The organism is Empedobacter sp. UBA2044 (assembly GCF_002333005.1).
In the GTDB taxonomy this organism is placed as follows: domain Bacteria; phylum Bacteroidota; class Bacteroidia; order Flavobacteriales; family Weeksellaceae; genus Empedobacter; species Empedobacter falsenii_B.
Genome location: NZ_DDBA01000015.1, coordinates 1 through 13,100, shown reverse-complemented (window position 1 = coordinate 13,100; position 13,100 = coordinate 1). Strand labels below are relative to the sequence as shown.

The following is a 13,100-nucleotide window of genomic DNA, read 5'->3' as shown; positions in this document are numbered from 1 at the left end:
ACAATGAAAATTTCATACAATTGGCTAAAAACCTACATTGATACAGATATCACACTTGATGAAGTGTCTTCAACACTTACAAGTACGGGTCTAGAAGTTGAAGGTGTAGAACAAGTAGGTGGAGCTAAAAATTATTTGGAAACCGTATTAGTTGGTAAAGTTTTATCAGCTGTGCCACATCCAAACGCAGATAAATTAAGAGTTACTAAAATAGATTTAGGAGACGGAAAAGAAACGCAAATTGTTTGTGGAGCTCCTAATGTTGCAGAAGGTCAAAATGTTCCTGTTGCAACTGTCGGAACGGTTTTACCTTCACCAGATGGTGAATTTAAAATCAAGAAGGCAAAAATTCGTGGTGAAGAATCTTTCGGAATGATTTGTTCTGAAGTAGAATTAGGAATTGGTACAGATCATTCTGGTATTTTAGTTTTACCAGAAGATTTAAAACCTGGAACTTCTACGTTCGACCTATTCGGAAAAAATGATGAAGTTGACCACGAAATCGAAATTGGTTTAACGCCAAATCGTGCGGATGCAATGTCACATTTTGGTGTAGCGCGTGATTTACATGCGGCCCTTAAAACTCGTGATATCGCGTCAACATTCAAAACATATGATGTATCAAATTATCCTACGACAGATTTCGGAAAAAATCCTATTTCTATCGAGGTTAAAGATACAGAAGCAGCGCCTCGTTATGCAGGTGTTTACTTAAAAAATGTAAAAGTTGCTGAGTCGCCAGATTGGTTAAAAAATCGTTTAAAAGTTATAGGATTATCGCCAATTAATAATGTGGTTGATATTACCAATTACATTTTACACGATTTAGGACAACCTTTACATGCTTTTGATGCAGCTAAAATTGAAGGAAATAAAGTAATCGTTCAGAAATTAGCAGAAGGAACAAAATTCACAACTTTAGATGGCGTTGAACGTACATTAAAAGGACATGAATTGATGATTTGCAACGAGAATAATCCAATGTGTATTGCTGGAGTTTTCGGAGGAAAAGATTCTGGAGTTTCGGATGCAACGACAACTATTTTCTTAGAATCAGCATATTTCGAGCCAGTAACAATTCGTAAAGGAGCGAAAGCACATGCATTAAATACGGATGCTTCTTTCCGCTTTGAACGTGGAATTGATCCTAACATAACTATCGACGCGTTGAAGAAAGCTGCGATGATGTTAGTTGAAATTGCTGGTGCTGAAATTGCATCTAATATTGATGATATTTATGCAAATCCTATTCAAAACTTTAATGTAAAATTACGTTTACATAAAGTGGTTGAATTATTAGGAGTTGAAATTCCAGAACATAAAATCAAATCGATTTTAGAAAATTTAGAAATTAAAATTTTGTCAGAAAATGATGGAATTTTAGATTTAGAAGTTCCAGCTTATCGTGTAGATGTACAACGTGATGTAGATTTGATTGAAGATATTTTGAGGATTTATGGATACGATAATATCGAAATTCCTTCAAAATTCTCGTTTTCTTATGTTCCAAATCAAAAAGTTAGTCCAGATAAAATCGAAGATTTTATTGCGCGTCAATTGATTTCTTTCGGATTCAATGAAGCGATGAATAACTCGTTAACGAAAAGAGAATACGAAGAAATTTTCTTTTATCCAGAAGGTGAAAGTGTTGCAATGTTAAATCCGCTTTCTGCTGATTTAGCTGTAATGCGTCGCATTTTATTGAATGGTTTATTAGAAAATGTTGCGTTCAATATCAACCGTCGTAATTCGGATGTTAAATTATTTGAATTTGGGAAAGTTTATCGCAAAATTGATGGTATTTACGAAGAAAATAAATGTTTAGGAATCGTTCTTTCAGGAAACTTTAATAGCGAATCGTGGACAGGAAATTTACGTAAAGCTTCATTTGCTGATTTGAAAGGTTTGATTAAACAAATTTTTGTTCGATTAGATATTCAAATTACAGATGAGTTACCTGCAAAAGATGATAATTTCTTAGATGGAATTGAATTTGTTTCTGGTCAAAAATCATTAGGAAAACTTGGAATCATCAGCAAAAAATTAGCAAAAAAATTAGGCGTTAATCAAGATGTTTTCTTTGCTCAATTAAATTGGGATGCAATGGTTGCTTTAGCAAACAAACACGATTTGAAATACAAAGAAATCTCTAAATTCCCAGGTTCTCGTAGAGATTTAGCTTTATTGCTTGATTCTTCTGTGAAATATGAAGAATTGTACAAAGCGACAAAAGAAGTCAAAACGAATTTGTTGAAAGCCGTTAATTTATTCGACGTTTACGAAGGAGATAAATTGCCAGCTGGTAAAAAATCGTATGCTTTAAGTTTTATGATTCAAGACGAAAATAAAACATTAAGCGATCAAGAAATTGATGGTTTAATGAATAAATTAATCAAATTGTATCAAGAAAAATTCAACGCTGAGTTGAGATAAAATATTCCGAAAAATGAAAAAGATTGTAACTTTATTTTCAGCAACTATTTTGATGAGTTTTATAGCAACTTCTTGTTCTACAAGCGCAAGTACTGCTAAAATTAAACCTAAAGCGGAAGTTTCGATTTCAAATCAAAATTGGTATTTGATCAACGATAACAACGTAGTAAAAGGTTTGTACGATAAAGACGTGATGTTGGTTATTGACGAAGCTAATTCGACTGTAAGTGGATTTGCAGGTTGCAACAATTTCAATGCTTCTTTTACAAAAGTTAGCGGCGTTACAAGCTTTGTTAATTTTTCTGAAACTAAAATGGCTTGTCCTAATTTGCAAGAAGAAAAAGCATTTTTATCGATGTTGAAAAGTGTAAATCGTTACGAAGTTTCAGGAAAAGAATTACATCTTTACAAAAGCAATATTTTATTATTAAAATTCAAAACAATTTAGTTTTTATAATAAAAAAGCTCCTTACAAGGAGCTTTTTTTATGTTTCTTTATTTTCTTCTACCGATTTTATCTCAACAGTATCATCACTTTGCTTGAAACCAATTTTAGTAATCGGAATTTCTTTTGATGATAAATAAAACTCTAAATCAGCATTTAATTCGATCAGACGATGCGGAAAATCTTGTCCGACATTTTGTTTGGCTTCAGTCAAAAAAATTGCACAATGTTTTAGATAATCAGACGTTAATTTCGATTTCGCTTCTTGAAATGCCGAAAACAATACCTTTTCTGTCATCACAATATTTTTCGTTTCATCTTTTCTGTATAATGCATATAAACGTTTTTTAAGCGATTGTGTAAAATCAATCATCATTGTATTTGAGAAAAGTTTCATTTCAGCCGCATAAGGCGTCCAGAAGTCTTTGTTCAACGCATTTTGATTTTTCAAAATTGATAATAAAGGAGAATCTTGCGCCAAGTTCGCAGTCAAGTGGTGTAAAAGTAATTGTTTACGCTCGTCAAAAGTTGGAGGAAAAATCGGAATATGTAAATCAAAACGACCAGGTGCAACGATTTCATCATTCAAATTTGCTAAAGATTCAACAGCTCCAACAATCAAAAGTTCTTTCGTATCATTTTTCTGAATATGTCTAAGAACGGAATAAAACAAATCGACCATTTCGGGATAAATGGTATTTACAGAAGTAGAATGTAATATTTCGTCGAACGAATCAATAAACAATAATGTTTTAGGTTGATTCATCTTTTTTGAAAGAAAATCGGAGAATTTATTCTTTTTGTTATCAAAATTCCCAACTAAATAATCATTGAAAATATGTACAAATTCGTAACCAATCATATCCGCTATTTTCTTTGCCCAATATATTTTCCCACTACCTGGAGGTCCATACAAAATCAAGCCAGCAGGTTTTTGAGATTCCCCAACTTTCTCCTTGATCTTTGCTGATAAATGGATCTAACATATCAGTCATATAAAAATACAAATCGGTATAACCGACTAAACTTTTACCAGAAAAATCTTCGCATTGCGGAAATGCTTTTTCTATAAACGGATATTTTCCACCAATGTAAGAATGAATCAAATAACTTGACACTCCCGTTTTCATCTGCTTTGCAACCTCAGCAGGAATTCCATTTGTCACAAAAAAATGAAGCACTTCTTCTTCTTTTGCACCAATTGTTTTAGCGATTTCTTCTATTGTTTTTTCTTTGGAATAATCTTCTGCATATTTTTTTAAGAAGTCTTTATTCTCTTCCGAAAATGTTATAAATTGTTGTGTTACATTAAAATTTTCGTCAATACAAAAACTCAAATCAATATTAAAATCATTGATAAAATTCTGTAAACTTCCTAAAGATATTTCGAGTTGATTAGATAAATCTTTTAATTTCATTCTGTTGGCTTGTTCTAATTTCTATTAAAAATAAAGATTAATTCGTGAACAAAACCATTTTAAGTTCTAAACTTCTGTTAAAGGAGCAAGCGCATCTATAGATGCGCTTGTTCCTTTTAATTGTATCTTTTATAATTATTTACAATTTAGATGAATTAAGATAATCTTCGATTTCTTCTTTATTTACTTCATCAGATTCGTCTTTTAAAACACGATGTGCTACTTTACCAACGGTTAAACCTTGAATAACAATTGAAAATAAAACAACGATGTATGTAATCTCTAATAACAAATCTTTCCATTCCGAATTTGGCATCGAAAGAACTAATGCAATTGAAACTCCACCACGAATCCCTCCCCAAACTAAAACGATAAGCGAACCTTTGGAGAATGTATTTTTTCTTAAAATAGTACGAGCTGGAATCACAATTGATAATGTTCGAGATAATAAGACGATAAAAATTGTGACAATTCCTAATAGAATTTGATCCATTAAATCTTCTATTAACAACAATTCGAAACCTATAAAAAGGAATAAAATAGCGTTCATTATCTCATCAATAAGCTCCCAAAATTTGTTTAAATAATCTTGAGTTGTTTTGCTCATTGCGAATTTCTTTCCATAATTTCCGATGATTAAACCTGCTATAACCATTGCTAAAGGGCTCGAAACATGAAGTTCTTTTGCAATCAAAAATCCTCCCATTACAATCGACAATGTAATTAAAGCTGAAACTTTATAATCATCAATTTTTTTCATGGATCTAGATGCTGTAAATCCTAATAATAACCCAAGTAAAATTCCACCTCCAGCTTCCATCAAGAATAATTTTGAAACACTTGCAAAGTCAGCATCAAAGCTTGGATTAGTTGCTATTTGTAAAACTACTGCGAACATTACAACAGCTACACCATCATTAAATAATGACTCTCCTGTAATTTTTGTCTCAATAATTTTAGGAACTTTTGCTTGTTTCAAAATTCCTAATACAACGATTGGATCAGTTGGTGAAATTAATGTTCCGAACAATAAACAATAGATATACGGAATTTGAATACCAAAATATGGCGCAATGTAATATAAAATTACTGATATAATAAATGCTGATAATACTACTGATATTGTAGCATAAGTAGCAATTGTCCATCTCAAGTTTTTCAAATCGAGAATATTAACGTGCATTGCGCCTGCAAAAAGCAGAAAATTAAGCATTGCGCCCATCAATATTTCATTGAAGTAAACTATTAAAGAGTTGAAACATGTCTTTTGTAGCATCAGGAAAATAGCTATCTCCCAATAAACGGATAGCGATAGATACTAACATGGCGATAATCATAATTCCAATTGTTCCAGGTAATTTTAGGAATCGAAGGTTTGCATAAGAAAATAATGCAGCAAGAACAATTAGAACCGAAAAAGAATAATATAGTTCCATTGGTATTGATTGATTAAAATTTGGAAAAAGTTACAAAAAAAGAGCCACTATAAAGTGGCTCTTTCTATATTAATTTGATTTTTTTATCAAAATTAGTTTTTTGGAGCTTGCCCAATTAAATCCATAAATTGATCTAACTTAGGTAAGATAATAATTTGTGTACGACGGTTTTTAGATTTTCCTTCCGCAGTAGCATTTGTAGTTAATGGGTTATATTCTCCACGTCCACCAGCTGTTAAACGTTTACCATCAACACCGTATTGGTTTTGTAATGCTTGTACAACAGAAGATGCACGTAAAGCAGATAAATCCCAGTTGTTACGGATGTTTGGTTTAGAAATTGGCACATTATCTGTGTTACCTTCAATCAATACATCGTAATCTTTATAATCGTTGATGATTTTCGCAATTTTACTTAAAGTTTCTCCTGCAGCAGGTGAAATTTCGTAGCTACCAGATTTGTACAACATGTTATCAGCTAACGAGATGTAAACAACACCTTTTAATACTTTAACATCAACATCTTTTGCTTCATTGCTAGATAAAGAACGCGTTAAGTTGTTTGTTAAAACCATATTCAAACTATCCGATTTGCTTTTCGCATCGATCAAATGTTTGATGTATTTGTTAGACTGATTGATTTCGTTCACTAATTCAGAAACGTTTTTAGAACCACCATTAATACAATTTTTCAATTGTTCTTGTAATTGTTTAATTTGATTTCTTTCACTCTGAACTGTGTTTTCATACTGACCTTGGTTAGATTCAAAATTAGCTAATTTAGCTTTCGCTACAGCCAATTCTGTTTGACATCCTTGGTTCTCAGAATAAGCAGAATTGAATTTATTTTGTAATTCATCATACTTTTTCTGACTAACACAACTAAATAAAGTTGAAGCAGCGATAACCGCTACTGGCAAAATTGAAACTTTCATAATTATTTTTTTTATTTCAGTTATACGAATATATGTTATTATTTTTTATTGCGAGTATATATTCTGCAAAAACCATGCTGTAAAAATATAAAACTCCTACAATCATTTGGTTGTAGGAGTTTTAACCTTAATATTTTATTTCTATTGTATTAATCCTGAGGAATATATAAAACCTGACCTGGATAAATCTTATCTTCGTGTTTTAACATTGGTTTGTTTGCTTCGAAAATTTTTGGATACTGCATTGGATCTCCATAAACTTCTTTTGCAATTTTAGATAAAGAATCTCCACTTTTTACAGTATACATTGTCTTAGATAAATCTGGAATCTCAATTCTCAAAGGTGTTTTCAATGTTAATTGATCTTCTACTCCTTCCACTCCATCAATGTTACCTGCTGTTGCTAAAATTTTTTGTTTCTCGTTGATGTCCAACGCTTGTCCAGCTACTACAATTTTATCTCCATCAGTAGAAAAAGTTACTCCTGACAAATCAAATCCTTGCTTTGCAACTTGTTCTTGTACTTTACCTGCTTTTTCTTCTGGTGTTTCTGCACCTCCGAAGACTTTCTCTCCGGCATTTTTGATAAATGAAAATAATCCCATAACGAGTTGATTTTAATAATATTTATTTGTTGATATTTAGTAAATATATAATTTCTCTAACAATTATCGTGCAATTGATGAATATTTCTTTTTTAAATTTTCGGTAATCGAGAGTTGTTGTTGAATTTGACTTGTTAATTGATTAATTTTTGCATCCAAAACTTTATCGTTCTCTTCGGCAATTTGTATTTTTCCGCTCAATGTTACTACTTGATCTTCTATCGATCGCAAAGAATTTTCTGTTTTTATCTTTTTCTTCATCAAACCATCAGTTACTTTATCATTCGATTCTCTTTCCAATTGATTCACCACCAAATCTAACTTATCGCCCAAAGCTTGCTTTTTACTTTCTAATTTCAATAAGGTGTTATTATCTTTTAGATATGATTTGATCGAGTTTCCTTTTTTCAATTGTGCATCAGCGTTTTCTTTTGTCAATCGAATCATATTTTCGTTCGCTAACCTCAACTCATTTCGTACACAACCTTGCTTCGTTTTTGTTGCTAAATCTTGCAATTGAGCATAAATTTTATCAAACTCTGCCGAATTACTATTAAATGTCATTCCATTTTGATCCGTTAATGTATTAATCACAGTCGTTTTTCCATTTTCTTCATCAACCAAACTAATCACAGATTTATACACATCTTGCGAATTTTTGAACTTGATATTACTCGCTTCATGTCTTTTCAAAAAAGCAGAAGAACCTTCTTTGTTCGTTACCCAATTTTCCCACGATTTCACAATCAAATTCTGCGCACAATTATCCGTAGAAAAAGCAAAAGATTTCAGTTCTTGTCCGTTCATTTCGTACTCAACTTCAAACAATCCTTCATCAGATTGTGCATTAACATAAGCTGATGTTAACAAAGTTGTAATGGCTAAAAGTAATAGTTTCATCAAGTTGATAGTTTAAATTTATGTTCACAATTATTTATCCAATTTACAAAATATCGGAGTTTAAGAAAAGATGTTGTACAGATTTTTTATAATGGTTAATTTTAACCAGAAATTAATCAAACCGCATGCAAACAAAAATTTTATTAATTTACACAGGAGGAACAATTGGAATGGCGAAAGATTATGGTGACCAATCCTTGAAACCTTTCAATTTTGATAATTTGTTGAAACAAATTCCGGAATTGGGTCTGTTAGATTGTTCTTTCGATTATCATAGTTTCGATACGCCTATAGATTCGTCTGATATGAAACCTAAATATTGGATAGAAATTGCCGAAACCATTCAACAAAACTACGAAAACTATGATGGTTTTGTTGTTTTGCACGGAACAGATACAATGGCGTATACAGCTTCTGCAATGAGTTTTATGATTGATAACCTCGAGAAACCTGTCATTTTCACTGGTTCGCAATTACCAATTGGAGATTTGCGCACAGATGCGAAAGAAAACTTAATTACTTCGATTCAATTGGCTTCGTTACGTAAAAATGACAAACCAATTATCAAGGAAGTTTGTGTGTATTTTGAATATAAATTGTTTCGTGCGAATAGAACAACTAAGATTAATGCAGAAAACTTTGATGCTTTCGAGTCGCCGAATTATCCAGTAATTGGAGTTTCCGGTGTTCATCTGGAAGTGAAAGAAGATTTATTGTTAAAAAATGTTGTTACGGATAAACTTTCGATCAACAAAAATCTAAATGCTGATGTTGGTGTCTTGAAGATTTTCCCTGGAATGAATCGTTCTTTTATCGAAAGTGTTTTAAACGCTCCGAACATGAAAGCTTTTATTATTGAGGCTTTCGGAACAGGAAATATTTTTACCGATAGTTGGTTTATTGAATTGCTGGAAGAAGTAACGAATAAAGGAGTTCATCTTATCATCAACACGCAATGTGCTGGCGGAATGGTAGAACTTGGACGTTATGCTACAAGTGATGCGTTACTAAATATGGGCGCAATTTCGAGTTATGATTTGACAATGGAAGCTGCAATTACCAAAGCCATTTATTTATTAGGTCAAAACCTTTCGAAAGAAGAATTCAAAACGCAATACGAAGCAAACTTGAAAGGTGAACTTCGCCATCATTTTTACAATGATTAAATCAAAATAATATAAAACGAAAAAAATCTCTACTTGGTAGAGATTTTTTTATGTTCTAAATTTTATTTCTTCCCCGACATTGAAGCGCCATCAGATTCTCTTAATTTGAAAAAGATGTAAGTTGATAAAATTGTCATCACGCCCATCGTCAAAAATGAATAACGAAAAGCTTGTACTTCCACTCCATTTACAAATCCTGCTTGTCTAAAAACACCTAAAATTAATGCAGCTACAGAAATTCCAAATGTTAGTGATAATTGTTGTGTAACCGATAATAAACTATTCCCTTCGCTGGATGTATTTTCGTCCAAATCTGCTAAAGACAAGGTATTCATCGCCGTAAATTGAATTGAACTAAAAAATCCATTCAAAACCATTAACGGAATGATATAATAAATTGGTGATTTCGATTCTAAAAAGAAAAACATACAAATGATTAATCCTAAAGTTATTGTATTGGAAATCAACATATTTCGATAACCAAATTTATTCACAATTGGCACAACAAACGATTTTGCAATAATGTTACTTGTTGCAGATGGAATCATAATTAATCCCGCTACAGTAGCCGAATATCCATAACCAACTTGCAATAAAAGCGGAATAAGAAAAGGTATTCCTCCAATTCCTAATCGTGTAATAAGATTTCCTATAATACCAATTCGCAAAGTTCTAATGTTAAACAAATTCAAATCGATTAAAGGATGTTGTTTATGTTTTGCATGATAAATATACAAACCAATCAAAAAGGCAGAAACTACAGTCAATGCCAATACAGTTTGCAGGCCAATCACACGAGAAGATGTCAATTCCATAATCAATGTTAAGACAGTAACTCCTCCACTAAAAAGAATCAAACCTCTGATATCAAATTTAAAAACTGGATGTTTAAAATCGGGGATCGCAATAGTTGTCATCCAAAGTGCAATAATTCCGAATGGAATATTCACGATGAAAATCCAATGCCATGATAAAGTTTCAACCAAAATACCTCCAATTGTTGGTCCTAAAAGTGGTCCTATTAACCCTGGTATGGTGATAAAATTAATTACTTTTAATAATTCACTTTTTGGATAAGCATATAAAATTGCTAAACGTACAACAGGAACCATCATCGATCCTCCAATCGCTTGTATAACGCGTGAAATGACTAAAAAAGGTAAAGTTGTGGCAAATGCGCAAAGTGTGGATCCAAGTGTAAAAATCAGTATAGCAGATTGAAAAACTTTTTTCGTTCCGTATTTATCCGAAAGCCAACCACTCAAAGGAATTAACAAAGCGATTGTTAACGTATACGCAACAATAATCGACTGAATTTCTAAAGGCGATTTTCCTAATTCTTTTGCAATTGTAGGTAAAGATGTATTTAAAATTGTAGCGTCCAAAGCTTGCATAAAAATTGCCATCGCACCAAGCCATGGCAAAAACTTCAACATTTTTGGACTTAAAATATGATCTGAATTCATTCAAATTCCTATAGCAAATTCTATTCCTATTTTAACATTTCGAAAAATCATTGAAAAAGATTAAATTTGAACTATGTTTCTCAACGCGCATACACATCATTTATCCGATCAAACAGATGTTTTGGAACTGTATAATCAGTTTCCAAATGAGTTGAATAATGAAGCTAAATTATTTTCAATTGGGATTCATCCAGCTTACATCAAAACCTCATCAATAAAGGAAGAAATCGAAATTATTAATCAAACTATTTCGAATAAAAACTGTTTAGCAATCGGTGAAATTGGATTAGATAAATTGTGCGAAACAGATTTTGAATTACAAATCAACGTTTTTAAAAAACAGTTAGAAATTGCGATGCAATATCAACTTCCAGTCATTATACATTCGGTTCGTGCTTATCAAGAAATTTTACAGATTCGAAAACAAATGAAATTGACGATTCCGTTTATTTTTCATGGTTTCAATAAGAATGAACAGTTACTCAATCAAATTATTGCGCAAAATTGTTTTGCATCTTTTGGTAAAAATCTTCTATCAAACAAAAACTTACAAATTATATTTGCAAATCTTTCTGCGAATCAATTCTTTTTGGAGAATGATGCAAGCGAAATTTCTATTGAAGAAATTTATACTTTTGCAGCGGATTTGAGAAAAATTACAATCGAGGAATTACAACTTCAACAAGCGAAAAATTGGAAAGCAGTTTTCGGTTACGAAGTTCAATCATAATTAAAATACATTTCAATGGCAGTTTGGCAAGAAAGAGCTGAATTATTATTCAAAGAAGAAGGTTTAGAAATCCTAAAAAATTCGAACATTTTAGTTGTTGGTTTAGGTGGAGTTGGCTCTTTTGCCGCAGAATTTATCGCACGCGCAGGAGTTGGAAAAATGACAATTGTTGATGGTGATACTGTTGATATTACAAATATTAATCGACAATTACCCGCTTTACACTCAACTGTTGGAATGAACAAAGTAGACATCGTTGGCGATCGTTTAATGGACATTAATCCTGAATTAGAATTAACGCGTATCAACGAATTTTTGAGTCCAGAACGTACACACGAAATCGTCACACCAGATTTTGATTATGTGTTAGATTGCATCGATTCTGTTACACCAAAAATTAATTTGATTTTAGCTGCAAAACGCAAAAAAATTAAAGTAATCAGCAATATGGGCGCTGGAGGAAAATATTTGGCAAGCAAAGTACAAGTGCGTGATATTAGTAAAACAGATGTTTGTCCTTTGGCAAAAAATGTTAGAAAACGATTAAAAAAAGAAGGAATTAATAAAGGTGTAAAAGCTGTTTTTTCGACAGAAGTTCCTGATGAATCTTCGGTTAAATTAACGGATGGAAAAAATTATAAAAAATCGTTTTACGGAACTAATTCGTGGATGCCTGGTTTATTCGGGTTGCATGCGGCAGAAACGGTGATTCGACATTTATTAAAAAAAGATAAATAATTAAGTACTTTCTTAAAGATTTAATTAATTTAGTTGCGAATTAACAAAGAGACGAAAAAAATGAAAATCAATTACGATTATATCACATACGAGGATGTTTTGAGAGCACGTCAATTTATGTACGAGCAAGCGTTGGAACAGAATGCGACTAATTCGTTGTTGAACACTGCGAGAGATTTATTTGGAAACAGCAATTTCGAGATGTGTATCAAAATTTGTGAAGGTTTATTGGATGCGAAAGACCCAAAACAATTGTACGATGCTAAGAAATTAATTGCTTTATCATATTATAGTTTACAAGATTTTGAGAATGCGGATAATGCATTTTTCGATATCGCTCAAAACTCTGATAATTCAGACGATTGGTTTAATGTTGTCATTTCTGCAGCTTTAAATAAAAATATCGAACGTAGTAAAGAATCTTTTGGAATTGCATTAGAAAAATACACGAAATTTGGTCATCAACGTAATATGCCTTCAGTACAATTGATGTTGCATTATATGATTACGTTAGAAACTGTAAAAGAATACGTTTTGGCTTTGGAACAATGTAGAATGTTGGTACAAGTTTACGCTAAATTGAAAAAAACAGACGAAAAATTCTTAAGTTCTCGTGGTTTAGAACAAATCGAAAACTTTTTGGAAACTGCAAAACCAGTTTTGAAAAAAGCGAAAAAGAAAGAATTAACAGAAATCAAAAAAGAATTGGTTGAAGCCTTAGACGCAAACGGCGTAGAAAAAGTAGAAGCTTTTTTTGCTGAGTTTTAAGAAAATTATTTTTACGAGAAATATAAAATCCACTTCGAGTACACTGCCCCCAAAAAGTTA

At 31.9% G+C, this 13,100-nt stretch carries 12 protein-coding genes and 1 pseudogene; 6 read left to right on the top strand and 7 right to left on the bottom strand.

The window, feature by feature from the left end; translation table 11 throughout:
- Positions 1–3 precede the first annotated feature (3 nt).
- Positions 4–2,433 carry a phenylalanine--tRNA ligase subunit beta gene (gene pheT, locus B4E59_RS01555; RefSeq protein WP_291050907.1) on the top strand — a complete coding sequence of 810 codons (2,430 nt, stop codon included), beginning with the start codon at positions 4–6 and terminating at the stop codon, positions 2,431–2,433.
- A gap of 13 nt (positions 2,434–2,446) precedes the next feature.
- Positions 2,447–2,881: an META domain-containing protein gene (locus tag B4E59_RS01550; RefSeq protein WP_219034952.1), complete on the top strand. Its 435-nt coding sequence runs from the start codon at positions 2,447–2,449 to the stop codon at positions 2,879–2,881.
- Positions 2,882–2,918: 37 nt separating this feature from the next.
- On the opposite strand, the gene B4E59_RS01545 is transcribed toward B4E59_RS01550, so the two are convergent.
- From B4E59_RS01545 to B4E59_RS01520, 6 genes and pseudogenes are all read right to left on the bottom strand, one after another.
- Positions 2,919–3,800 (bottom strand): AAA family ATPase, encoded by an 882-nt coding sequence (locus tag B4E59_RS01545; RefSeq protein WP_291050905.1) that lies wholly within the window; start codon positions 3,798–3,800, stop codon positions 2,919–2,921.
- A complete protein-coding gene (locus B4E59_RS01540; protein ID WP_291050902.1) occupies positions 3,775–4,296 on the bottom strand; it encodes a hypothetical protein in 522 nt (173 codons plus the stop codon). The genes B4E59_RS01545 and B4E59_RS01540 overlap by 26 nt, the downstream gene beginning before the upstream one ends.
- A gap of 139 nt (positions 4,297–4,435) precedes the next feature.
- Positions 4,436–5,732: pseudogene (locus B4E59_RS01535) on the bottom strand (cation:proton antiporter).
- A 92-nt stretch (positions 5,733–5,824) separates the two neighbouring features.
- Positions 5,825–6,667: an OmpA/MotB family protein gene (locus B4E59_RS01530; protein ID WP_181816279.1), complete on the bottom strand. Its 843-nt coding sequence runs from the start codon at positions 6,665–6,667 to the stop codon at positions 5,825–5,827.
- A 149-nt stretch (positions 6,668–6,816) separates the two neighbouring features.
- Entirely contained in the window at positions 6,817–7,272 is a 456-nt protein-coding gene (gene lysM / locus B4E59_RS01525) for a peptidoglycan-binding protein LysM (RefSeq protein ID WP_219034954.1), read from the bottom strand.
- A gap of 63 nt (positions 7,273–7,335) precedes the next feature.
- A complete protein-coding gene (locus B4E59_RS01520; RefSeq protein WP_219034955.1) occupies positions 7,336–8,172 on the bottom strand; it encodes a hypothetical protein in 837 nt (278 codons plus the stop codon).
- 125 nt (positions 8,173–8,297) lie between these two features.
- Here B4E59_RS01520 and B4E59_RS01515 point away from each other — a divergent pair, with 125 nt between their 5' ends.
- A complete protein-coding gene (locus B4E59_RS01515) occupies positions 8,298–9,338 on the top strand; it encodes an asparaginase (RefSeq protein ID WP_180905964.1) in 1,041 nt (346 codons plus the stop codon).
- 62 nt (positions 9,339–9,400) lie between these two features.
- Here the strand turns inward: B4E59_RS01515 and B4E59_RS01510 are convergent, their stop codons facing one another.
- A complete protein-coding gene (locus tag B4E59_RS01510) occupies positions 9,401–10,804 on the bottom strand; it encodes a multidrug transporter subunit MdtD (RefSeq protein WP_291050900.1) in 1,404 nt (467 codons plus the stop codon).
- A 73-nt stretch (positions 10,805–10,877) separates the two neighbouring features.
- Between B4E59_RS01510 and B4E59_RS01505 the strand changes: the two genes are divergently transcribed.
- The 3 genes from B4E59_RS01505 to B4E59_RS01495 are packed head-to-tail and all read left to right on the top strand — an operon-like array spanning position 10,878 to position 13,040.
- On the top strand, positions 10,878–11,534 hold the full coding sequence (locus B4E59_RS01505; protein WP_221854622.1) for a TatD family hydrolase: 657 nt from the start codon (positions 10,878–10,880) through the stop codon (positions 11,532–11,534).
- Positions 11,535–11,549: 15 nt separating this feature from the next.
- Positions 11,550–12,272, top strand: coding sequence for a tRNA threonylcarbamoyladenosine dehydratase (locus tag B4E59_RS01500; protein ID WP_038336843.1), 723 nt, complete (start codon positions 11,550–11,552; stop codon positions 12,270–12,272).
- A gap of 60 nt (positions 12,273–12,332) precedes the next feature.
- Complete coding sequence (locus tag B4E59_RS01495) at positions 12,333–13,040, top strand: hypothetical protein (RefSeq protein WP_125350289.1); 708 nt, start codon at positions 12,333–12,335, stop codon at positions 13,038–13,040.
- Positions 13,041–13,100: the final 60 nt, after the last annotated feature.

What these genes read in the sequence shown, in the direction of transcription:
- pheT (WP_291050907.1), top strand. Translation starts at nt 4, where the DNA reads ATGAAAATTTCATACAATTGGCTAAAAACCTACATTGATACAGATATC.
- B4E59_RS01550 (WP_219034952.1), top strand. Translation starts at nt 2,447, where the DNA reads ATGAAAAAGATTGTAACTTTATTTTCAGCAACTATTTTGATGAGTTTT.
- B4E59_RS01540 (WP_291050902.1), bottom strand. Translation starts at nt 4,296, where the DNA reads ATGAAATTAAAAGATTTATCTAATCAACTCGAAATATCTTTAGGAAGT.
- B4E59_RS01530 (WP_181816279.1), bottom strand. Translation starts at nt 6,667, where the DNA reads ATGAAAGTTTCAATTTTGCCAGTAGCGGTTATCGCTGCTTCAACTTTA.
- lysM (WP_219034954.1), bottom strand. Translation starts at nt 7,272, where the DNA reads ATGGGATTATTTTCATTTATCAAAAATGCCGGAGAGAAAGTCTTCGGA.
- B4E59_RS01520 (WP_219034955.1), bottom strand. Translation starts at nt 8,172, where the DNA reads ATGAAACTATTACTTTTAGCCATTACAACTTTGTTAACATCAGCTTAT.
- B4E59_RS01515 (WP_180905964.1), top strand. Translation starts at nt 8,298, where the DNA reads ATGCAAACAAAAATTTTATTAATTTACACAGGAGGAACAATTGGAATG.
- B4E59_RS01510 (WP_291050900.1), bottom strand. Translation starts at nt 10,804, where the DNA reads ATGAATTCAGATCATATTTTAAGTCCAAAAATGTTGAAGTTTTTGCCA.
- B4E59_RS01505 (WP_221854622.1), top strand. Translation starts at nt 10,878, where the DNA reads ATGTTTCTCAACGCGCATACACATCATTTATCCGATCAAACAGATGTT.
- B4E59_RS01500 (WP_038336843.1), top strand. Translation starts at nt 11,550, where the DNA reads ATGGCAGTTTGGCAAGAAAGAGCTGAATTATTATTCAAAGAAGAAGGT.
- B4E59_RS01495 (WP_125350289.1), top strand. Translation starts at nt 12,333, where the DNA reads ATGAAAATCAATTACGATTATATCACATACGAGGATGTTTTGAGAGCA.